Source organism: Halomonas sp. JS92-SW72 (genome assembly GCF_003547075.1).
GTDB lineage: Bacteria > Pseudomonadota > Gammaproteobacteria > Pseudomonadales > Halomonadaceae > Halomonas > Halomonas alkalicola.
Window position 1 is genome coordinate 3,124,688 of sequence record NZ_CP032147.1, and the last position, 21,418, is coordinate 3,146,105.

At 68.7% G+C, this 21,418-nt stretch carries 23 protein-coding genes; 13 read left to right on the forward strand and 10 right to left on the reverse strand.

What is annotated here, in order from left to right; translation table 11 throughout:
* Window position 1: 1 nt before the first annotated feature.
* Window positions 2-1,852: a protein kinase gene (locus tag D1793_RS14645; RefSeq protein ID WP_119022807.1), complete on the forward strand. Its 1,851-nt coding sequence runs from the start codon at window positions 2-4 to the stop codon at window positions 1,850-1,852.
* A gap of 7 nt (window positions 1,853-1,859) precedes the next feature.
* On the opposite strand, the gene D1793_RS14650 is transcribed toward D1793_RS14645, so the two are convergent.
* The 3 genes from D1793_RS14650 to D1793_RS14660 are packed head-to-tail and all read right to left on the reverse strand — an operon-like array spanning window position 1,860 to window position 4,795.
* Window positions 1,860-3,164: a TRAP transporter large permease subunit gene (locus D1793_RS14650; RefSeq protein ID WP_119022808.1), complete on the reverse strand. Its 1,305-nt coding sequence runs from the start codon at window positions 3,162-3,164 to the stop codon at window positions 1,860-1,862.
* 25 nt (window positions 3,165-3,189) lie between these two features.
* On the reverse strand, window positions 3,190-3,753 hold the full coding sequence (locus D1793_RS14655; RefSeq protein WP_119022809.1) for a TRAP transporter small permease: 564 nt from the start codon (window positions 3,751-3,753) through the stop codon (window positions 3,190-3,192).
* A 52-nt stretch (window positions 3,754-3,805) separates the two neighbouring features.
* Entirely contained in the window at window positions 3,806-4,795 is a 990-nt protein-coding gene (locus D1793_RS14660) for a TRAP transporter substrate-binding protein (protein ID WP_119022810.1), read from the reverse strand.
* Window positions 4,796-5,053: 258 nt separating this feature from the next.
* On the opposite strand from D1793_RS14660, the gene D1793_RS14665 reads away from it, so the two are divergent.
* The 11 genes from D1793_RS14665 (at window position 5,054) to D1793_RS14715 (ending at window position 15,246) form a co-directional block, all read left to right on the forward strand.
* Window positions 5,054-5,971, forward strand: coding sequence for a LysR family transcriptional regulator (locus tag D1793_RS14665; protein WP_119022811.1), 918 nt, complete (start codon window positions 5,054-5,056; stop codon window positions 5,969-5,971).
* Between the two features lie 81 nt (window positions 5,972-6,052).
* The gene (locus tag D1793_RS14670) at window positions 6,053-6,856 is read left to right on the forward strand and encodes a putative hydro-lyase (protein ID WP_119022812.1); all 804 of its coding nucleotides are present in this window, start codon (window positions 6,053-6,055) and stop codon (window positions 6,854-6,856) included.
* A gap of 40 nt (window positions 6,857-6,896) precedes the next feature.
* Window positions 6,897-7,961, forward strand: a complete 1,065-nt coding sequence (locus D1793_RS14675) for a TRAP transporter substrate-binding protein (RefSeq protein ID WP_205527559.1) — start codon at window positions 6,897-6,899, stop codon at window positions 7,959-7,961.
* Window positions 7,962-8,025: 64 nt separating this feature from the next.
* Entirely contained in the window at window positions 8,026-8,622 is a 597-nt protein-coding gene (locus D1793_RS14680; protein WP_119022813.1) for a TRAP transporter small permease, read from the forward strand.
* Complete coding sequence (locus D1793_RS14685) at window positions 8,619-9,905, forward strand: TRAP transporter large permease (RefSeq protein ID WP_119022814.1); 1,287 nt, start codon at window positions 8,619-8,621, stop codon at window positions 9,903-9,905. Before D1793_RS14680 ends, D1793_RS14685 begins: the two co-directional genes overlap by 4 nt.
* Window positions 9,906-9,964: 59 nt before the next feature.
* Complete coding sequence (locus tag D1793_RS14690; RefSeq protein ID WP_119022815.1) at window positions 9,965-10,642, forward strand: DUF2848 domain-containing protein; 678 nt, start codon at window positions 9,965-9,967, stop codon at window positions 10,640-10,642.
* 64 nt (window positions 10,643-10,706) lie between these two features.
* Window positions 10,707-11,519, forward strand: a complete 813-nt coding sequence (locus D1793_RS14695) for a hypothetical protein (RefSeq protein ID WP_119022816.1) — start codon at window positions 10,707-10,709, stop codon at window positions 11,517-11,519.
* A gap of 89 nt (window positions 11,520-11,608) precedes the next feature.
* Window positions 11,609-12,781 carry an NADH:flavin oxidoreductase/NADH oxidase gene (locus D1793_RS14700; RefSeq protein WP_119022817.1) on the forward strand — a complete coding sequence of 391 codons (1,173 nt, stop codon included), beginning with the start codon at window positions 11,609-11,611 and terminating at the stop codon, window positions 12,779-12,781.
* A 37-nt stretch (window positions 12,782-12,818) separates the two neighbouring features.
* On the forward strand, window positions 12,819-13,574 hold the full coding sequence (locus D1793_RS14705; RefSeq protein ID WP_119022818.1) for a 5-oxoprolinase subunit PxpA: 756 nt from the start codon (window positions 12,819-12,821) through the stop codon (window positions 13,572-13,574).
* The gene (locus D1793_RS14710; RefSeq protein ID WP_119022819.1) at window positions 13,571-14,296 is read left to right on the forward strand and encodes an allophanate hydrolase subunit 1; all 726 of its coding nucleotides are present in this window, start codon (window positions 13,571-13,573) and stop codon (window positions 14,294-14,296) included. Before D1793_RS14705 ends, D1793_RS14710 begins: the two co-directional genes overlap by 4 nt.
* On the forward strand, window positions 14,293-15,246 hold the full coding sequence (locus tag D1793_RS14715) for a biotin-dependent carboxyltransferase family protein (RefSeq protein ID WP_205527560.1): 954 nt from the start codon (window positions 14,293-14,295) through the stop codon (window positions 15,244-15,246). The genes D1793_RS14710 and D1793_RS14715 overlap by 4 nt, the downstream gene beginning before the upstream one ends.
* Window positions 15,247-15,273: 27 nt before the next feature.
* Here D1793_RS14715 and D1793_RS14720 read toward each other — a convergent pair whose 3' ends face one another.
* On the reverse strand, window positions 15,274-15,486 hold the full coding sequence (locus D1793_RS14720) for a hypothetical protein (protein ID WP_119022820.1): 213 nt from the start codon (window positions 15,484-15,486) through the stop codon (window positions 15,274-15,276).
* A 253-nt stretch (window positions 15,487-15,739) separates the two neighbouring features.
* Here D1793_RS14720 and sugE point away from each other — a divergent pair, with 253 nt between their 5' ends.
* A complete protein-coding gene (gene sugE / locus D1793_RS14725; RefSeq protein ID WP_162899980.1) occupies window positions 15,740-16,054 on the forward strand; it encodes a quaternary ammonium compound efflux SMR transporter SugE in 315 nt (104 codons plus the stop codon).
* A gap of 23 nt (window positions 16,055-16,077) precedes the next feature.
* Here the strand turns inward: sugE and csiR are convergent, their stop codons facing one another.
* From csiR to D1793_RS14755, 6 genes are all read right to left on the reverse strand, one after another.
* Window positions 16,078-16,761, reverse strand: a complete 684-nt coding sequence (gene csiR / locus D1793_RS14730; RefSeq protein WP_119022821.1) for a DNA-binding transcriptional regulator CsiR — start codon at window positions 16,759-16,761, stop codon at window positions 16,078-16,080.
* A gap of 146 nt (window positions 16,762-16,907) precedes the next feature.
* Window positions 16,908-17,513 carry an ABC-type transport auxiliary lipoprotein family protein gene (locus D1793_RS14735; protein WP_119022822.1) on the reverse strand — a complete coding sequence of 202 codons (606 nt, stop codon included), beginning with the start codon at window positions 17,511-17,513 and terminating at the stop codon, window positions 16,908-16,910.
* On the reverse strand, window positions 17,510-18,448 hold the full coding sequence (locus D1793_RS14740) for an MlaD family protein (RefSeq protein WP_119022823.1): 939 nt from the start codon (window positions 18,446-18,448) through the stop codon (window positions 17,510-17,512). The genes D1793_RS14735 and D1793_RS14740 overlap by 4 nt, the downstream gene beginning before the upstream one ends.
* The gene (locus D1793_RS14745) at window positions 18,448-19,257 is read right to left on the reverse strand and encodes an ATP-binding cassette domain-containing protein (RefSeq protein WP_119022824.1); all 810 of its coding nucleotides are present in this window, start codon (window positions 19,255-19,257) and stop codon (window positions 18,448-18,450) included. The genes D1793_RS14740 and D1793_RS14745 overlap by 1 nt, the downstream gene beginning before the upstream one ends.
* A complete protein-coding gene (locus tag D1793_RS14750; RefSeq protein WP_119022825.1) occupies window positions 19,254-20,387 on the reverse strand; it encodes an MlaE family lipid ABC transporter permease subunit in 1,134 nt (377 codons plus the stop codon). The genes D1793_RS14745 and D1793_RS14750 overlap by 4 nt, the downstream gene beginning before the upstream one ends.
* Before the next feature lie 45 nt (window positions 20,388-20,432).
* Window positions 20,433-21,242: an IclR family transcriptional regulator gene (locus D1793_RS14755; protein ID WP_119022826.1), complete on the reverse strand. Its 810-nt coding sequence runs from the start codon at window positions 21,240-21,242 to the stop codon at window positions 20,433-20,435.
* Between the last annotated feature and the right edge of the window lie 176 nt (window positions 21,243-21,418).

Below are 21,418 nucleotides of genomic sequence, written 5' to 3' on the forward strand. Positions count from 1 at the left end.
GATGACCCAGGCGCCCCTGCAGCAGTTCTACATCCCGGAAGAGCAGTCGATCTACCTGCTCAGCCACCACGACGCCCGCAAGCTCAAGGCGTGGGTGGCGCTGTGCCAGGCCCAGCTCGAGCAGCTGGGCTACCGGGAGATCGCGCTGATCGGCAAGGGCGCCTACGGCTTCGTCTTCGCGGGGCTCACCGCGCTCGGCGACGAATACGTCTTCAAGTTCACCCGGGTCAACCTGCCCCAGCATCTCCAGGACCGCCTCGAGGAGGAGGCCTTCATGCTGGAGCAGGTGGACCACCCCCGGGTCCCGAAGCTGATCGCCTACCAGCGGGTGCGCCACCAGTCGATCCTCGTCATGCAGCGGGCGCCGGGCCTCAACCTGGAGGAGGTGTCGCTGCGCGAGGGGCGGCTCTCGCCGCGCCTGGTGGTGCATATCGCCGGCCAGCTGGCCGATATCCTGCGCGCGCTGCGCCGGGAGTCCGGCCCGGCGGGCCGGCCCATCGTGCATGGCGACATCAAGCCCTCCAACCTGGTGTTCGACGCCGCCACCGAGAACATCGCCCTGATCGACTGGGGCTCCTCTGTGTTCGCCCAGCTCGACGCCAACCAGCAGTTCGTGGCGGCCAACGTCATGGAGCTGATGTCCGACAACCTGCAGCAGACCAACGCCCGCCTGGGCGATGTCTACTTCATCGGCGAGGAGCAGCTCAATGGCGCGCTCTCCTCGCCGCGCTTCGACGAGCAGGGGGCCGCCGGCACCCTCTATGCGCTGGCCTCGGCGCAGTCCTGCCGCTTCGGCCACCGCGCCATTCCCGCCACCTCCCTGGGGCTGCCGGTGGAGTTCGCGCGCATGCTCGACGGCATGCTCGACCCCGATCCGCGCCGGCGCCACCGGGCCGGCGACCACTTCATCCGCGAGATGCCCAGGCTCGCCCGGCTGGTGATGATCGACCTGCCGGTCACGCCGCCCCAGGCGCTGGTGCCGGTCTGGGTGCGACCGGCCGAGCGCGAGATCGACACCGTGGTCTACAGCTCGCGCAAGGCCTTCCTGCGCGAGGAGGGGGCGCCGGAGACCCTCAACGACGTCAACGACGTGCAGCTCGATCGCTACTACAAGAACTTCATGCAGGGGATGGGCGAAACCGAGAAGGCCTTCCTGGCCGCGGTGAGCCGGCTGGGGCGCTACCCGGTGGTGGGGGGGCTGGCGGTGCGCTGGGAGGCCGATGGGGTCTACATCGACACCTCGCTGAACCTGCACGACGCCGCCCGGCGCCCGGCCTTCATCGCCGCGGTCAACAACATGGTTCATCTGGCCCGGGCCATCTACCGCCAGGGCATCTTCAAGAGCTGCCTGTTCAATGCCCGGGACACCCTGCACCTGGATCGCGAGGGGCCGGAGCAGCCCTTCCGGCTGGAGCCCGGGATGCGCCTGGCCTACGAGGTCAGCGCGATGCCGGAGCTGGAGGACCGCAGCCGCCTGCACAGCTACTTCGAGGATGGTCCCGATCCCGAGGAGTTCCTGGTGCTGCCGGAGGCGATCATCACCTCCCTGGAGGCGCTCAACGAGATCCACCACACCGGCATGATCATCTTCGAGGCGCTGCCGGCCCACCTCAAGATCCACAGCTACTACCGCCTGCTCGACCCCTCCCGGGAGGCGGAATTTCGCCGTCGCCTGGAGGACATCCTCGACGCCGTGGGGCTGATCGAGGGGCTCGGGGTCTCCGGCTTCATGAAGATGCCCTACAAGGACACCCGCTTCTTTCCCCACGTGGAGCGCCAGCCGGAGCGCTTCTATCCGCGTAACCCGCGCGCCGCGCTTCGGGAATCAACACGCAGGGCAGAGGGCGACTGACCCCGATTCAGCGGTTCATCGCCTGGGGCAGGTAGAGGGCAATCTCCGGGAAGAGGTGCATCAGGGCAATGGCCGCCAGCATCAGCAGGAAGAAGGGCAGGGTGGCCCGGGTGATGGTCAGGATGTCCTTGCCGGTGAGCCCCTGGATCACGAACAGGTTGAACCCCACCGGCGGGGTGATCTGCGACATCTCCACCACGATCACCAGGTAGATGCCGAACCAGATCAGATCGAAGCCCGCGGCGCTGATCACCGGCATGATGATGGCGGTGACCAGCAGGATCAGCGAGATGCCGTCCAGGAAGCAGCCCATCACCAGCAGCAGCAGGGTCAGGGCCATCAGCAGCAGGGTGGGGGAGAGCCCCATCTCGCCTATGGCCCGGGCCAGCTGCATCGGCACCTGGGTGAAGCCCATCGCCGAGGTCAGAAAGGAGGCCCCGGCGATGATGAAGGCGATCATGCAGGAGGTCCGGACCGCGGCAAAGAGCGACTCACGGAAGACGACCGAGCCGAAGTGGCCGTTCCAGCGGGCGATCAGCATCGATAGCACCACTCCCACCGCGGCGGCCTCGGTGGGGGACGCCAGCCCGCCGTAGATGGAGGCGATGATGCCGCCGATCAGTGCAAGGATCGGCAGCAGCGAGAGGGTCTGGCGCAGCTTCTGGGCAAGCGGCAGGGAGGATTCGTCCGCGCCGGTGAGCCCCGCCCGGTTGCCCTTGAGCAGCGACCACAGGATCAGATAGCCCATGAAGAGCGAGAGGATCATGAGCCCCGGTCCGATGCCGGCCATGAAGAGCCGCGAGATGGACTGCTCGGTCACCACGCCGTAGACGATCAGCACGATGGAGGGCGGGATCAGCAGCCCCAGGGTGGAGGCGCTGGCCAGGGTGCCGATGGCCATCTGGGGGTCGTAGCCTCGCCGTTCAAGCTCCGGCAGGGTCATCTTGCCCACGGTGGCGCAGGTGGCCGCCGAGGAGCCGCAGACGGCGGCAAACATGCCGCTGCCGATGATGTTGGTGTGAAGCAGCCGGCCGGGCAGCCGGTTCAGCCAGGGCGAGAGCCCCCGGAACATGTTGTCGGCCAGCCCCGACCGGAAGAGGATCTCGCCCATCCAGATGAACATCGGCAGCGCGGTCAGGTCCCAGCCGTAGCTGGCGCCCCAGAAGTCCGAGGCGAGGATGGGGCCGGGGGCGAAGGGGGTGAAGAGCGCCAGGGCCACCCAGGCGGTGCCGATCAGGGCGAAGGCGATCCAAACCCCGCTGCCGAGCAGCAGGGCCAGGGTCAGGATGGCGGTAAGGGACAGGGCTAGCACGAGATGTCGTCTCCCGGTGAGCTGGTCAGGGCAGGTCGCTGTCGTCGGTGGCCGTGAGCTCGCGGAAGCTGTCGGGGTCCCGGGCGGCGATGCGCAGGGTCATCAGCAGGGCCTCGGCCAGCGCCAGGCAGAGCAACCCGACGCCGGTCGCCAGCACCGTCTGCGGGATCCACAGCGGAATCGACAGGAAGCCCGAGGAGACATCCCGGTAGTGCAGGCTCTCGCGGGCCAGCTCGACCAGGCCGTAGGCCAGCAGCAGGGCGATGGCCAGCGCGACGATCAGGCACCACACCTCCACCCAGACCCGGAAGCGCGAGGGAAGCCGGGAGAGCAGCAGGGTCACCCGGATATGGGCGTGATGGACGAAGGTGTAGGCGAGCCCCAGGAAGGTGGCCCCCACCAGCAGGTAGGCGGCGAGCTCCGATACCCCGGTGATGCCGAGGCCAAGGCGACGCAGCCCGACCAGGATCAGCAGGGCATCCAGCACGCGGAAGGTCACCTGCAGCGCCACCAGGCCGCAGATTGTCACCATGCAGGCCGCCGCCCCCCAGGCGCCCAGGCGGTAGAGCAGGGCAAACTTGAATGGCATGGGTCACCCTCGGGTTGCCGGCACGCGGCCATGGACGCGTGCCGGGGGACGGTTACTCCTCGTCGAGGCCGTCGCGATAGGCCTCGAGCAGCGCCTTGGCCTCGTCGCTGGCGCGGGACTCCCAGTCGGCGAAGAGCTTGTCACCGGCCGCCTGCAGCGCCTCGGCCACGGCCTCGTTGGGGGTCACCACCGAGACGCCGTTGGCCGCTAGGGCCTCGAGGCTCGTCGCGTTGTTGTCGCGGCTCATCTGCCAGCCCCGCTCCTCGGCGCGGGCGGCCGCCTCGAGCAGCGCCTCCTGGGTGACCTCGTCGAGGCGGTCGAAGGCGCGCTGGTTGATAAACACGATGTTCTTGGGCAGCCAGAGGTTGGCATCGGTGTACCAGGAGACGTAGTCCCAGGCGGTCATGGCGTTGCCGGTGGCGCTGGAGGTGATCATGGCGTCCACCCGGCCGGTGCTGAAGGCGGTGGGAATATCGGACTCCTCGGTCTCGGTGGGGCTGCCGCCGAGGTTCTGCACGAAGCGCTGGGTGTTGATGTTGGGCGCGCGCACCCTGAGCCCCTCGAACTGCTCGGGGTCGGTGATCTCCTCCCGGGTGTAGAGGCCCTGGGCCGGCCAGGCTACGGCATAGAGGGGCTTGAGCCCCTCAGCCGCGAAGAGCTCGGTAATCATGGGGCGGGTGGCCTCCCACAGCGCCATGGCCTCCTCGTAGCTGCCCGCCACCCCCGGCAGGGTGTCGATCTCGAAGATCGGATCCTCGTTGGAGAGGATCGACAGGAAGACCTCGCCCGCGTCAATGGTGCCGCGACGCACCGAGGGCTTGATCTCGCCGTGGGCCACCAGGGAGCCACCGCTGTGGACGGTGATGCGCAGCGCGCCGTCGGTGGCCTCGGCCACGTCCTCGGCGAACTGCTTGACGTTCTGGGTATGGAAACTGGCGTCTCCGTAGGGGGTGGCCATGTTCCACTCGGCGGCCTGAACGGCGCCGGCGAAGGCGAGGGCGGAGAGCGAGAACAGCAGTGGCGTGAAGCGATGTGGACGCATGGCGCGAACCTCCTGAGGGATGCCGATGACGGAGCGCAGACTCCTCGAAGCCTAGCAGGTGCCTGGCCGGCCGCTCGGTGACCTTTCGACCCCCTCTAAACGGTGGCGAACGCCCCTGCCGGTCGGCATCGGGCGCTGCCATGGCGCCTCGGCGGCTGTGATAGGGTAATTTCATCAGTGGGGGTCGAGCATGATCGGCGCTGCCTGTCGCCCAGGCCCGCCGCACCCCCTCGGTCCCGGGAGTCGAGCAGGTAACGGATGAACATCAGAACCTTGGAAACCTTCGTATGGATTGCCCGACTGGGCAGCTTCAGGGCCGCCGCCAAGCGGCTCTATGCCTCCCAGCCCTCCGTCTCCGCGAGGATCTCGAGCCTCGAGGATGAGCTGCGTACCGAGCTGTTCGACCGCACGGGGCGCAAGGCGGTCCTCACGGCGAAGGGGCGGCAGCTGCTGGTCTACGCGGAGAAGATCCTCCAGCTGCACGCCGAGCTTCTCGAGACCGTGGCCCGCCCGGATGCCATCCACGGCACCATCCGGCTGGGGGTCTCGGAGACCATCGCCTACACCTGGCTGCCGCGGCTGATCGAGAAGATCAGCGAGGCCTACCCGGCCATCAACCTCGAGCTGGACGTGGACATTTCCGTCAACCTGGCCGACAAGCTCACCAGCCGGGAGATCGATATCGCCTTCCTGATCGGCGAGGTGAATCAGGCGGACTTCGTCAGCCGCCCCTTCTGCCGCTACTCCCTGGTCTGGGTGGCCAGTCCCTCGATCCCCCTGCCCGAGGAGCCGATCCGCCTGGCCGACCTGGCCAGGATCCCGATCATCACCTACCCGCGCCGCAGCGAGCCCTATGCCAATATCCGCTCCCTGGTGACCCCCACGGACCACCCTACCCGGATTCACTCGAGCTCGTCGCTCTCCACCATCATCAGGATGACCGTGGATGGCCTCGGGGTGAGCGCCCTGCCGCGGGAGATTCTCACCCGGGAGCTGGCCTCGGGGGCGCTTCGGGAGTTCCGGGTCGAGGCCACGCTGCCGGACCTGGTGTTCAGCACCGCCTACAGCGCCTCGCCCGGTGCCGGCGTGGTCCGCGCGGTGGCCGAGCTGTCGCTTGCCACGGTGGCGGAAGGCGATCGAAGCGGTGATAGGCTCCCCGATGATCAGCTTTATTGATCAAAAGTGATCCTGATTATCGATTTGAAGTAATCAATTGTTCTGCCCTACCTTGGAAGGACCGCATGGAGAGGCAGGACAATGACCCCAACAACGCTCCCTTATGCCGAGAACGACCCGAGAGCCGTGCGCCTCTCCGCTCGTGATGGCACCCTGGTCGGCCCCACCGCGGGCCTGGCCAAGGGGTATGTCCAGGTCAACCTGGTGATCCTTCCCGAAGCCCAGGCCAACGGCTTCCTGCGCTTCTGCCAGGCCAACCCCAGGCCCTGCCCGCTGCTGGCCGTCACCGAGCCCGGCCAGCGGGGCTGCGTCGCGCTGGGGGAGGACCTGGATATCGCTCGCGATGTTCCCGCCTACGGCATCTACCGCGACGGCCGGCTGGCCGAGACGGTGCATGACGTCGCCGAGATCTGGCGCGATGACCTGGTGACCTTCGCCCTGGGCTGCTCCTTCACCTTCGAGCATGCGCTGGCCCTGGATGGGCTGCCGGTGCGCCATATCGACGAGGGACGCAATGTCCCGATGTACAACACCTCCGTTCCGCTGACGCCGGCGGGCGGCTTCGGCGGTCGCCTGGTGGTCTCCATGCGTCCCTACCGGGCCGCGGACGCCATCCGGGCGATCCAGATCACCACCCGCTATCCCCAGGCACACGGTGCGCCGGTGCATTTCGGTGACCCGGCACTGATCGGGATCCCTGACATCGGCACCCCCGATTACGGCGATGCGGTCACGATCGGCGAGGACGAGATCCCGGTGTTCTGGGCCTGCGGGGTCACCCCCCAGCAGGTGCTGGTCGAGTCCGCCATCGAGTTTGCCATCACCCACAGCCCGGGCCACATGCTGATCACGGACATTCCCGACAGCCGCCTGGCCCTGCTGTAACCCTCGGAAGACCCCACAACACCAACAAGAGGTAGATCCCATGATGACCCCGAAATCCCTCGTGACTGCCGTGGCTGCCGGCATGCTGGTGGCCGCCTCCCAGGCCCAGGCCCAGGAGCTGGACGAGACCAGCATCGCCTACGTGGGCAGCTGGAGCAGCCTGTCGCTCTATCAGAACTTCGAGCGCCCCTTCTGGGAGCGCCACCTGCCCGAGGCCTCCGGTGGCCGGATCACCACCGATGTCACCACCTTCGACCAGATGGGGCTCGGTGGAGGGGAGGTCTACCGCCTGATGGGCCGCGACGTGATCGAGGTGGCCGCAACGGTGGCCAACTATGCCGTGCAGGATGCGCCGGAGCTCGAGGGGCTGGACATGCCGATGATCGCGCCGGACGTGGAGACGGCCCGGGCGGTGGCCGACGCCTATCGTCCGGTGCTGGCCGACGCCTTCGCCAAGCGCTATCGCAACGCGCACCTGCTGGCCGTGGTGCCCTATCCCTCGCAGATGGTCTTCTGCAATGTCGCCATCGACGGGCTCTCCGACTTGGCCGGCAAGAAGGTCAGGGCCAGCGGCCGGACCACTGCCGAGTTCCTGGAGGCGCTGGGCGCCGAGGGCATCACGCTGAATTTCAGCGAGGTACCCGGTGCCCTGCAGCGTGGCGTCATCGACTGCGCCGTGACCGGCTCGCTCTCCGGCTACAGCTCCGGCTGGTATGAGGTCTCCACCCACCTCTACCCGCTGCCGGTGGGGGGCTGGGACCATTTGGTCACGGCCATGAACGGCAACAAGTGGGCCTCCCTCTCGCCCGAGACCCAGGAGTGGCTGACCGCCGAGATACGCGACCACTACGAGAACCCCGTCTGGGAGTCCGCCGTGGAGGAGACCCGCGAGGGGATCGCCTGCCTGACCGGCGAGGGGGAGTGCACCCGTGGCGACCCCGGCAGGATGGTGCTGGTAGAGGCGACCGACGAGGACTACGCGGAAGCGACGCGTCACCTCGAGGAGACCCTGCTGCCGAACTGGGCCAACCGCGTGGACCAGGAGTGGGTCGATCGCTGGAACGAGACCATCGGGGCCATCACGGGCCTGACGGCCGCCAAGTAATTCCCGTTCGATGATTGCCGGCGACCGGGCTGTTCCACAGCCCGGCCTCGCCCTGGAGAGACACATGTTGCAACGGGTCAATACCAACCTGGATCGGGTGCTGGATGGCGTGCAGGTCGGCTCCCTGTGGCTGGCGAGAGCCGGCGGCGTGCTGATCCTGCTGACCGTGATCATGGTCACCCTGGAAGTGCTGTCGCGGCGCTTCATGGGACGCTCGGCCGTCCATGCCACCGAGATCACCGGCTACATCATGGCTATCAGCGCCAGCTGGTCGTTCGCCTTCACCCTGATGCGCAAGGCGCACATTCGCATCGATGCCCTCTACCTCAACCTGCCGATCACCGTCCGTGGGGTGCTCGACCTGGTCGCCCTGCTCGCCATGGCGCTGTTCTGCGTGCTGGTGGTCGGGGCCGCCTTCGAGGTCACCAAGGACTCCTACCTGGCCGGGGCGACGGCCAACACCCCGCTCGGCACGCCCATCTGGCTGCCCCAGGCGCTGTGGCTGCTGGGGGGGGCCTGGTTCAGCCTCGCCGTCGGCCTGCTCTCGCTGCGCGTCCTCCTCGGCCTGCTGTGCCGGGATGTGGCGGGGGTCCAGCGGCTGGCGGGCAGCCCGACGCTGGATGAGCAGATCAGCGAAGAAAACAAGGAAGCCCACTCATGATTCTGATCGCACTGCTGGTGCTGCTCGTCCTGCTGCTGGTTAGCGTCCCCGTGGCGGCGACCCTGATTGCCCTGGGGCTGTTCCTGGATGAGTTCTTTTCCCCCTTCCCGCTGGTCAGGGCCATGGGCGACGTGCTCTGGTCGGCCTCGGATAGTTTCCTGCTGATCGCCATCCCCCTGTTCATCCTGCTGGGCGAGATCCTGGTGCGTACCGGGATCGCCAAGGGTACCTACCGGGCCCTAGAGAGCTGGCTCTCCTGGCTGCCGGGTGGGCTGCTGCATGCCAACATCGGCACCGCGACGCTGTTTTCCGCCACGTCCGGGTCCAGCGTGGCGACGGCGGCCACCATCGGCACCGTGGCCATCCCCCAGGGCAAGGAGATGAAGTACGACGCCAAGCTGTTCACCGGCTCGATCGCCGCCGGGGGCACCCTCGGCATCATGATTCCCCCCTCCATCAACCTGATCGTCTACGGCTTTCTGACCGAGACCTCGATTCCCCAGCTGTTCGCCGCGGGCCTGATTCCGGGTCTGCTGCTGGCGGTGCTGTTCATGGTCGGCACGGCCCTGATCTGCATGTGGCGCCCCAGCCTCGGTGGGCCCAGTACCCACCACAGCTGGGGAGAGCGTATCGCGGGGCTCAGGCACCTGGTCCCCGTGCTGATCCTGTTCGGCATCGTGGTGGGCTCGATCTACGCCGGCTGGGCGACCCCCACCGAGGCGGCCTCGCTGGGGGTGATCGGGGCGCTGCTGATCGCGCTCTTCATGCGCAAGCTGTCGCTGCGCATCATCGTCGAGGCCCTGGACGGCACCATGCGTACCACCGGCATGATCATGCTGATCATCATCGCCTCCTACTTCCTCAACTTCGTGCTGGCCTCCACCGGTGTCACCCGGGAGCTCACCGCCTTCCTGGAGTCGGCGGGTCTCGGTCCCTACTCGACCCTGATGCTGGTGATCGTGCTCTACATCATCCTCGGCTTCTTCATCGAGACGCTGTCGCTGATGGTGATCACCATCCCCATCGTGGCGCCCATCGTGATCGCCATGGGCTTCGATCCGGTGTGGTTCGGCATCCTGCTGATCCTGCTCATCGAGATGGCGCTGATCACCCCGCCGGTGGGGCTCAACCTCTACGTGGTCCAGGGGGTTCGCCAGGGCGGCTCCTTCAACGACGTGATGCTCGGCGCCATGCCCTATGTCGGCATCATGTTCATCATGGCGATCGTGCTGATCCTCTTCCCGTCGGTCGCCATGTACCTGCCCAACCTGGTGCGCGGCTAGTGCCGCCGCCCACCAGGCACCGCTCGCCGCTCACCACTCACAACAAGGAGGAGCCCATAGTGACCACATTCTATCTTTCGGCGACACAGCCACCCGTCGAGGTGGAGGTCGAGGAGCTGATCATCGCCGGCTGGGCCGGCCGCGAGCAGGCCGCCATCCACGAGCACATCGAGGAGCTCCGTGCGATCGGCGTGACCCCGCCCTCCACCACGCCGCTCTTCTACCGCGTGGCGGCCAACCAGCTGACCACCGACCCCGGCGTCCAGGTGCTGGGCGAGGCCACCAGCGGCGAAGTGGAGGTGGTGCTGATCGGCAGCCACGCCGGCACCCTGGTCGGCATCGGGTCCGACCACACCGACCGAGAGGCCGAGGCCTGGTCGGTGGCGCACTCCAAGCAGGTCTGTGCCAAGCCGGTAGGCGGGAGCGTGTGGCGCCTCGACGAGGTGATCGACCACTGGGACGCGCTGACCCTGGCCTCCCATGCCACCATCGATGGGAAGGAGGTGTGCTACCAGCAGGGGGGCGTGACCGGGCTGCTGCATCCCGAGGCGTTGCTGTCGCGTTTCGGGCTGGCCGGTGCGCAGCTGGCGCCGGGCCAGGTGATGTTCTGCGGTACCCTGCCGGTGATCGGCGGGGTGCGGCCCGCCGAGGCCTTTCGGGTGGTGCTGACCGACCCGGTCACCGGGCGTACCCTGGAGCACGCCTACCGGGTCGAGACCCTGCCGGTTGTGGCATGAGGCGAGGCGAAGGCGCGACCGGGCGCCCCTCGCTCCGCCATCCGGGGAGGGGAGGCACGGCGCCATGCTGAGCGTACTGCTGGCCAAGCTCATCGCCACAGCGGTGGTGGTGGTCGGGGTGTCTCTGGCGGTCGGCAAGCTGGGGCCCCGGCTGGGCGGTATCATCGCCGGGACCCCCATCATCCTGGGCCCCGGCTACTTCTTCATGCTTCGGGAGCATTCGACCGAGTTCATCCAGGCCGCGGCACTCTCGACCCTGCATGCGCTGGTCGCCACCCTGCTGTTCAGCATCAGCTTCGTGGTCACCGCTGGACGGCTGAGCGCCCTGGCCAGCCTGTGCATCGCCACGCTGTGCTGGGTGCCCGCGGCCCTGCTGTTCACGCGGGTGCCGGGAGGGGTGGGGGTCGCGGTGCTGATGTACTTTGCCATGCTGCTGCTGGCGGAGGGAGTCAGGCGGTGGCTCCGGTTGCGCCAACCCGTCGTCGTGGCACGATCCGGCTGGTTCGACCTGGCGCTGCGCGGCCTGCTGGCCGGCGTGCTGGTGAGCGTGGCGACCACCCTGGCGGTCAAGTCGGGTCCGCTGCTTTCCGGCATGCTGGTTGGGTTCCCGGTGGGACTGTTTACCATTGGCTGGACCCTGCATGAGCGCTACGGTCCCGAGGTGGCGCGAGCCACCGTGAGCATGGCCCAGAAGGGCATGCTGAGCCTGGTGGCCTTCGGCGCGGTGACGGCGATTCTGGTCGGCTATCTGCCTCCGATGGCGGTCTTCCTGCTCGCGCTGCTGGCTTCCATGGGCGTCAGCGCGACGCTGTTTTTGATCAGCCAGTGGCAGTTCAGGCGTGCCCTCGCCCGCAGGGGCGGCACCGTCGATTCATGAGCCGACGGCGGCACACGGAACACGACCAACAAGAACCCGGACAACAACGTAGACAGCAACGCCCAAAACAACGACAAGGAGGCCTGGCCATGGCCGACATCACACCTGACCCGGCGGCGCAGGGTGCCATCATCGACTCACGCTCCGGCGGGGAGGATGAGCGCCGGATCCTGCGCCGCGACCCCGACCCCCACCTGTTCCGGCCGATCCAGTTTCGCTCGGTCACCGCCCGCAACCGGATCATGCTATCGCCCATGTGCCAGTACTCCGGGCGCGACGGCCTGACCAACGACTGGCATCTCGTTCACCTGGGCGCCAGGGCCGCCGGTGGCGCCGGCTGGGTGTTCACCGAGGCGGTGCACATCGAGCCCCGGGGGAGAATCACCCCGCACTGCCTCGGGCTCTGGAACGACGAGCAGCGCGACACCCTGGCCCGCATTGCCGGCTTCGTCGAGGCCCAGGGTGCCGTGCCGGGGATCCAGCTGGGCCACGCCGGGCGCAAGGCGTCGGTGGGGCGCCCCTGGGAGGGCTCACGCCCCCTGACGCCTACCGAGGGGGGCTGGCAGGACCTGGTCTCGGCCTCGGCGCTGCCCTATGCCCGGGGCTGGGCGACGCCCAAGGCCATGTCGGTCGACCAGATCGAGGCGTCCATCGCCAGCCTCAAGGCCAGCGTGCGCCGTGCCCGGGAGGCAGGCTTCAAGGCCCTGGAACTGCACGGCGCCCACGGCTATCTGATCCATCAGTTCCTGTCCCCCCTGAGCAATCGGCGCGATGATGGCTACGGCGGCAGCTTCGACAATCGCATCCGCTTCCTGCTGGAGTCCATCGCGGCGACCCGGGAGGAGTGGCCCGAGGAGCTGCCGCTGTTCCTGCGCCTCTCCTGCACCGACTGGGTCGAGGGAGGCTGGGACCTGGCGCAGACGGTGCGCCTGGCATCGCGGCTGAAGGAGCTTGGCCAGGTGGACCTGATCGACTGCTCCTCGGGCGGCAACGACCCCCGCCAGGCGATCCCCATTCACCCCGGCTACCAGATCCCCCTGGCCCAGGCGGTTCGTGCGGGGGCCGAGATCGCGACCGGTGCCGTCGGCCTGATCCATAGTCCCGATCTTGCCGAGTCGGTGATCGCCAACGGCCAGGCCGACCTGGTGATCCTCGGGCGGGCCCTGCTGGCCGATCCGGTCTGGCCGCTGCGGGCCGCCGCGGCGCTGAAGGCCCGTGATGTGGCCTGGCCGAGCCAGTACGAACGCTCCAATATCTTCTAGGGCTCGGGCCCAATCCTGTTCCACAAGGAGAGACTCCATGACACCTATCCTGCTCAACGCCGACATGGGGGAAAGCTACGGCCCCTGGGTGATGGGGCTCGACCATGAGGTGATGCCCCACGTGGACCTGGCCAACGTCGCCTGCGGCTTCCACGCCTCGGACCCCGACGTGATCCGCATGACGGTGCGTCTGGCGAAGAAGCACGGAGTGCGCGTCGGCGCCCACCCGGCCTATCCGGACCTGGTGGGCTTCGGGCGTCGCTCCCTGGCCTGCTCGGCCGAGGAGGTCGAGAACCTGGTGCTCTATCAGCTCGGTGCTCTCTATGGCATGTGCCGGGCGGAGGGGGTCGAGGTAAGCTACGTGAAGCCCCACGGTGCCCTCTACAACGACATGGCCCGGGACCCGGAGATCATGACCGCGGTGATGCGGGCGATTCTGGCCTTCGACCCCGCGCTGCCCTTGATGACCATGGCCACCCGCGACACCTCGGCGGCCCGGGTCCTGGCCAAGGCCGAAGGGGTATCGCTGTGGTTCGAGGCCTTCGCCGACCGCGCCTACGATGGGGAGGGGCGGCTGGTCTCCCGGCGCGAGGCGGGAGCGGTGCATCATGACCAGGCGGTGATCGTGGACCAGGCGCGGCGTATCGCCACCGGCCAGCCGCTCACCGCCAGGGACGGCAGCGAACTGGTGCTGGCCGCCGATACCCTCTGCGTGCACGGCGACAACCCCGAGTCCATCGCCGCGGTGCGGGCGATCCGCCAGGCCCTCGACGAGATCGAGGCGGGCTCATGAGGGGGGAGGGCGCAGGGCTGCCGCGGCTGGAGTCCACCGGGCTGGACGGCTGGATGGTGCGGCTCTTCGAGCGCATCGAGGAGTCCAACCTGGCCTGGATCACCCCGCTGACGCGGCGCTGCGAGGCGGCCTTTGGCGAAGCGCTGGTCGACCTGGTGCCTTCCTATACCACCCTGCTGGTGGTCTTCGACCCGCTCAGGCTCTCCCCCGAGGAGGCCCGCCGCCGTCTGCTCGGGCTGCTGGGGGATCTCGCCCCTGACGAGCAGGCCGAGGCCGGCGAGGTCCGCGAGCTGCCCACCTGGTACGACCCGAGCGTGGGGCCGGACCTGCCCCGGGTGGCCGAGCGGGTCGGGATGACGGTGGACGAGGTGATCGCCTGCCACGCCGGCCACGACTATCGGGTCTTCGCGCTAGGCTTCGCGCCCGGCTTCGCCTTCATGGGCCTGCTGGATGCGCGCCTGGAGGTGCCAAGGCTCGATACGCCCCGGGAGCGCGTGCCGGTCAACAGCGTGGCCATCGCCGGGCGCCAGACCGCCGCCTACCCGGCGGTCACCCCCGGCGGCTGGCACCTGCTGGGGCGCACCTCGGCGCGGCTCTTCGATCGCGACCGCGAGGGCTTCAGCCTGCTCCGGGTGGGCGACCGGGTGCGCTTCGTGCCGGTGGACCGGCAGGCCTTCGAGGCCGAGGGGGGCGATACCACGCCCATGGAGGCAGGCCGATGAGTCGCGATAAAGGAAACTATACCGTTATCGGTTTTCGCGTCGAGCGTGCCGGCCCCCTCGCGCTGCTGCAGGATGCCGGACGCTTCGGCGTGCGCCGTCTGGGGGTCACCCAGGGCGGGCCGGCCGACCTCCACGGCTGGGCCTGGGCCAACCGCCTGGCGGGTAATCCCTGGGGGACGGCGGCGCTGGAGGTCACTTTCGGCGGGCTGACCCTGGTGGCCGAGCGCGACCTGACGCTTGCCGTGGCCGGTGCCGACCTGGGGGCCACCCTGGAGGGCAAGCCGCTGCCGCTGTGGCAGCGCGTCACCTGCAGGGAAGGGCAGCGGCTGGTCTTCACCGCCCCCGTCAATGGCCTGCGCGCCTACCTGGCGGTGGCCGGCGGCTTCGTCGCCGAGCCGGTGCTGGGCAGCGTGGCCTGCGTGGTGCGGGAGGGGCTGGGCGGCTTCGACGGGCGCGGCAGCAAGCTTGGCGAGGGGGATCGGCTGACGGTGGTCGAGGTCGCGGCGAGCGTGGGGGAAGGGAGGGCCCCCGACGAGGCGCGCCTCGACTATCGTTCCCCGGCCAGGCTGGCGCTGCTGCCTGGCGCCCAGGTGGGCGATTTCAGCGGGCACAGCCTCTACCAGGCCTTCAATGCGGCCTGGCGGGTGGACGACCGCGCCGATCGCATGGGGGTTCGCCTGACCGGCCCGCGGCTCGCGTGCCGGCTCGGCTCGCTGGTCTCGGAGGGAATCGGTCTCGGCGCGGTGCAGGTGCCGCCGGACGGGCAGCCCATCGCGCTGCTCAACGACCGCCAGACCATCGGCGGCTATCCACGGCTGGGGGCGCTCACGCCGCTGGCCGCCGCGCGGCTGGCCCAGTGCCTGCCGGGCCAGGAGGTGCATCTCGTCGCCACCTCCCGGGAGCGGGCGCTGGTGGCGTATCGGCGCTTCTGCGCCGGCTTCATCGGCTGAACGGGCAGGGCGGCGATGCCGCTCGGCTCAGGCCCCCAGGCCGCTCTCGCGCAGCACCTGGTCGATGCTGCGCTCGGCCAGGGGGGCTGCGCCGCTCTCGGGCAGCAGCTGGTGCTCGAGGGCCAGGATGCCGCCCTCCACGCAGCGGGTGATCAGCTCGGCCTTGCCCAGGCCGCTGGCCTCGGCGAGCGCATCGAGGCGGGCTTCCAGGTCGCGGGAAAATCTCAGCAGGTGAGGCATTGTCTCGTCTCCGGCGTGCCCATCCTCGGGCGGGGTGTCACTCCAGCATAAGGGGGGAGCGATATCCTGTCACTCACCACTCTGGACGGGCTCGATGACAGCGGCGTGACAGCCAGGCAAGCCGTCGTCTTGAAAAGTGCGTCCGGGGTGCTAGCATGCCGGGCTCGACCAGATCATTGAACTACGCGCCCGGGACGACCCGGTGCGCGCCTGCGCTGCGGGGACGGCCTCGCCCGGAAAGGACATCATCGAGATGGCGTGGATTCTCGTGGCCGTGGCCGGCCTGCTGGAAGTCGCCTGGGCGCTGGGGCTGAAGGCCTCTGCCGGATTCACCCGGCCGCTGCCGAGCGTGTTGACCGTGCTGGCCATGGTGGCCAGCTTCTACTTGCTGGCCCAGGCGATGAAGGTGCTGCCGGTGGGCACCGCCTATGCGGTGTGGGTCGGCATCGGCGCGGTGGGCACCGTGCTGCTGGGCATCCTGATCTACGGCGACAGCGCCTCGCCGCTGCGCCTGCTCAGCCTGGTGCTGATCCTGGCCGGCCTGGTCGGGCTCAAGCTGGCCGGCTGAGGGCGGAGCAGTGGGGGGGCGACCTAGGCCTGGCGCTTCATGACCTGGGTGATGATCGGCACCGGGGTCATCAGGTGCTCGCGCATCATCTCGCTGGCACGCTCCACGTCCCGGGCGAGAATCACCTCCACCAGGGCGGCGTGCTCCTGGCGCTTGCGCTCGAGCGCCTGCTCCGAGAAGACCGTCTCGCGCAGCCACAGGTGGCGGTAACGCTCCACCTGGTCAAACAGGCTCTCGCGCACCTGCAGCAGGTGGGGCGAGCGACAGCCGCTGGCGATGGCGGTATGGAAGGCCTTGTGGCGGGCGTCCCAGACGTCGAGCAGTTCGTCGGGGGAGTTGACCTCCATCACCTTGGCGAGGGTGTGGGCGGTGGCCAGGATCTCTGCCTCCCAGGCGTCGTCGCCACGCTCGATGGCCAGCCGCAGCACCAGCCCCTCGAGCTGGGCGCGGGCGTCGTATAGGTCCTCGAGCTCGGGCAGGGACATGGGGGCCACCCGGTAGCCGCGCTGGCTGATCGCCACCACCAGGCGTTCGGCCACCAGTTGGGAGAGCGCCTCGCGCAGCGGGCCGACGCCCAGGTCGTAGCGCTCCTTGAGCCGGCTCATCAGCAGCTTCTCGCCGGGCCGGAACACCCCGCGGATGATGTCCTGCTTGAGCCAGCGGTAGGCGCTGATGCCGAGGTTTTGCCGAGGGGGAGTCGTGTCCATGCCGCCTGCGTCCTTGTGCTTATTCAAGCCGTTCTTAACCAATCCGTTCTTATCCAAGCCATCGTTTGCCGACATCATAGCCGAACATCGCCGATCTGAATAATCGGCGGCATCCTGCGGGAATGGCGGCATTTGGCCGGCGGGCGTCAGCGCGTCGCCATGACCTCCTCGCTCCATTCGGCGATGGCCCGGGCCAGCTCGTCGGCGGCGCGGCCGAAGGCCTCCACCACCTGGGCCACGGCGATCCCCTCGCTGGGCTCGCGCACCTCGAAGCGCCGCTCGGCCAGCAGCCGTCGCTGGCTCTCGTCCACCAGGCTGGCGTCGAGGCGGATCACCGCCACCGGCGAGCCTTGCGCCTCTGCCGGCGGATAGACGCTGTGAAAGGCGCGCAGGTCGCTGACCATGGCGACATCGGCGCCCAGCGGGCTGTTGTCGTCTTGAACCTGCAGACGGCCGCGGTCGCGCAGCCCCTCCACCAGGCGGTCGCGCAGCAGCAGCGGGGTGCGGTCGCTCCAGCGGGCACCGGCGTAGGCCTGCAGGCGGTTGGGCTCCGGCATCACCAGGATGCGCGCCCCGGAGAGCAGCGCCGATGCCTGGGGGGTCTCCACCCGCAGGCGTGCCTCCAGGGGGGCGCTCTGGGCGGGGGCAAGCGGGGTGGCGGGCAGCAGGTGAAGGCTGGGCGGCTCGCTCTCCGGCAGCAGGGTGCAGGCGGTGAGGGTACTTGCCAGCAGCAGCAGGGCCAGGCGTCTCACGGTGAAAACTCCTCGATCGGTTCACGGCCCAGCAGGAAGTCGGCCGGGTTCTCCTCCAGGCGGCGGGTGATGCGCCCCAGGGTGTCCAGGGTGCCGCGCAGCTCGCGGATGGTCGGGCCGAGGTCGCCCAGCCCCTGCATGCCGCGGCCCAGGGCCTCCTCGTTGCTGCCGAGCAGCTCCTCCAGGCGGCGGGCCATGCCCTGCAGGCTGCCCATGGCCTGGCCGGCGCTCTCCAGGGCCTGGCGGCCGTCCCCCTCGACCAGGGTCTCGGCGCTCTGGCTCAGGCCGGCCAGCGACCGCAGCAGGGAAGTGGCCTCCTCGCCCAGCCGGTCGGCGATGTCGACCACCGCCCCGAGCTCGCCGCTGCGGGCGGCCAGCTCCTCGCTGAGCTGCTCCAGGTTGATCAGGATCTGCTCGACCCGGTCGGTGTTCTCCTCGGCGAGCAGGCGGTTGGCGTTGATCAGCAGCTGGTTGAGCCCCCCCACTAGGGTCTCGCCGTCGGCCAGCAGCGAGCTCAGCGGCGAGGGCTCGGCCAGGATTAGCGGTGGACTCTCGCGGCTGCCGCGCAGGCGCTCCCGCTCCGGGCTTCCCCCCTGCAGCTGGATGTTCATGCTGCCGGTGATGTTGGCGAGCACCAGGCTCGCGCGGGTGTCCTCGCGCACCGGGATGTCGGCATCGATGCGGACCAGGGCCCGCACCAGGCGCGGATCATCCGGGTCCAGGCGCAGGTCGGCCACGTCGCCGACGCGTATGCCGCTGAACAGCACGGCGTTGCCGGTATCCAGCCCGCCCACGGGGCGGTCGAAGCCGACCTCGTAGTAGGTCACCTCGCGGTCCGTGGCGGACTTGCCGAGCCACAGGGCGAAGCCCAGGGCGGCGACGAGGGCGATGACGGTGAACAGGCCGATCACCAGGTGGTGAGCGCGGGTTTCCATCAGGTGTTCTCCCCGGAGGTTGTCGGCGGGTGGGAAGTGGCGGCCCGGGCGGCGGCACGGCCGCGTGGGCCGTGGAAGTAGTCGCGGATCCAGGCGTCGTCGCTGGCTTCCACCACCGCCAGGCGGTCGGCCACCAGCACGCGGCGTCGGGAGAGCACGGCGACCCGGTCGCAGGCGGTGTAGAGGGTGTCCAGGTCGTGGGTGACCAGGAAGACGCTGAGGCCCAGGGCGTCGCGCAGGGTCATGATCAGGCGGTCGAAGTCGGCGGCGCCGATGGGGTCGAGGCCGGCTGTGGGCTCGTCCAGGAAGAGCACTTCCGGGTCCAGCGCCAGTGCCCGCGCCAGCGCCGCGCGCTTGATCATGCCGCCGGAGAGCTCCGCGGGCATCTTGAAGGCGGCATTCGGCGGCAGCCCGGCCAGGGCCAGTTTCATGCGTGCCAGGTCCTCGGCGTCGCGCCGGCCGAGGCCGGCATGCTCGATCAGCGGCAGTGCCACGTTCTCCTGGAGGTTGAGCGACGAGAAGAGCGCGCCGCGCTGGAAGAGCACGCCGAAGCGCCGCTCCATCTCGGAGCGCCGGCGGGCGGGCAGGGCAGAGAGGTCCTCGCCGAACAGCTCGACGCGCCCGGCGTCGGGGCGCTTGAGCCCCACGATGCTCCTGAGCAGCACCGACTTGCCGGTACCGGAGCCGCCCACCACGCCGAGGATCTCGCCGCGGCGGATGTCGAGGTCCAGCTCCTCGTGGACCACGTGGCTGCCGAAGCGGTTCGCCAGCCCCCGCACCCGGATGACCGTGTCGTTGGCGCCGCTCACCAGCCCATCTCCATGAAGAAGAGCGCGGCCACGGCGTCGAGCAGGATCACCATGAAGATCGACTGCACCACGCTGGAGGTGGTGTGCTCGCCCACCGACTGGGCGCTGCCGCTGACCTTGAAGCCTTCGAGGCAGCCGATCACCGCGATCAGGAAGGCGAACACCGGCGCCTTGCCCAGCCCCACCAGGAAGTGGTTGAGCGGGATGTCGCGCTGCAGGATGGTGAGGAACTGGGTGGCGGAGATATCGAGCATGAAGATGCACACCAGGGCGCCGCCGAGGATGCCGCACAGCATGCCGATGAAGGTGAGGATCGGCAGGATCACCATCATCGCCAGCAGCCGCGGCAGCACCAGCAGCTCCATGGGGTCGAGGCCGATGGCGCGGATGGCGTCGATCTCCTCGTTGGCCTTCATGGCGCCGATCTGGGCGGTGAAGGCGCTGGCGGTGCGGCCGGCCAGCAGGATGGCGGCCAGCAGCACCCCGAACTCGCGCAGGAAGGCGAAGGCCACCAGGTTGACGGTGAAGATGGTGGCGCCGAAATCGCGCAGCACGGTGGCGCCCAGGAAGGCCACCACGGCCCCCACCAGGAAGGTGAGCAGGGCGACGATGGGCACGGCATTGAGGCCGGTCTGATGGACATGGGCCACCAGCGCGGTGACCCGCCAGCGCCAGGGGCGCACCAGGCAGGCCAGCAGGGTGGTGAGGGTCAGGCCGATGAAGCCGAGCAGCAGGCGCTGCTGGTGCCATAGGGCGGTGATGCGCTCGCCGATGTCGACCAGCCAGTCGGCCAGCGGCGCCCGGCGAGGCGCCTCCGGCTCCAGCGGCTCGCGCAGTACCTTGGCCACGGTCTCGAGCAGCGCCTGGCGCGCCTTGGGCAGGTCAGGTGCCCAGCGCGACACCTCGGCCACGCGATCGGCACCGACCAGCTCCACCAGCAGGCGGGCCCCGGCGGTGTCCAGGGCGGCGAGGCCGGAGAGGTCCAGGGTGGCATCGGGGGCCGCGTCACGGCGGTGGGCGAGCACCTGCTCTCGCAGCTCGCGGTGGTGCGTGAGGGTCCAGTCACCGCTGATCAGCAGCCGGCCGGCCTCCACGCGGAGTCGGCCGGGCGAGGCGTCGGTCGAGGCCATGGTGCGGAGACTCCTTCTCGAGCATGGGGGGGTCTTCCATGAGTATTATCGGGTCGGCTCCAAGAGGTTGATGATATCTTGTGCAACTGTCTTGAGTCGTGGTCCCAGGCTCTCCACGAGCTTATCGTGGGTCAACTTCATGCTGTGTCCACCACAGTTTAGTGCCATCACCTCTGCGCCACCTTCCAGTACAAGCGGAAGTGCCACGGCGCTGATTTCCGGTTGCCAATCTCCCTCAGAGAGGCAAAAACCGTACTCCCTGTATTCGGCCAGGCTCTTTTCAATGCCGGCTTCGATCCGGGCCCAGTCACCTTTGTGGATCTCTCTGAGCTCCCCCATGAGCTGCTGACGTCGCTCGGCGGAAACGCCACAGAGCCAGGCACGGCCGATTGCCGAAGTCGCCATGGGAAGCCGCGAGCCGACTCCCAGCCGGATGATCAGCGGCCCGGTACCATGGCAGCTCTCAAGGTACATCATGGAGGTACGGTCGGCGGTGCCCAGACTGACGCTGCAGTCGGTGGCGTCGGCGAGACGCTGCAGGTGTGGTCGGGCCAGGTCGCGTATGCCCATGTTCGCGAGGTAGCGATAGCCGAGCGCCAGCACTCCAGCTCCAAGCCGATACTTCTCAATGCCGGGGTTGTGCTGCAGGTAGCCAAGCTGCGTCAAAGTGTATGTGAGCCGAGATACTGAGGGGCGCGGGATTCCGGTTCGGTTGGAGAGCTCGGCGTTTCCCAAGTACTCCTCTCCTGCGCCGAAGGCGCGAAGCAGCTCCAGGCCACGGGCCAGAGCCGTCACGAAGTTGCGGTCCTTGCCGGCTTGCTCATGCTCGCCTTCATGGGAGGGCGTCTGTCTCATTGGTTGCCGTCCAGAGTTGAGTAGGCTATTTCGGAATCTAGTATCGCATAACAGCCCCCTGCGACCACGAACTCCTCGATGACATCGAGTAAACGCCCGTGCTTCGAAGCGTTGGGGTCTTGATGAGCTCCATGGTTGCCACCTCGCCAAGACGCCGCCGACTCTCAAGCTCGGCG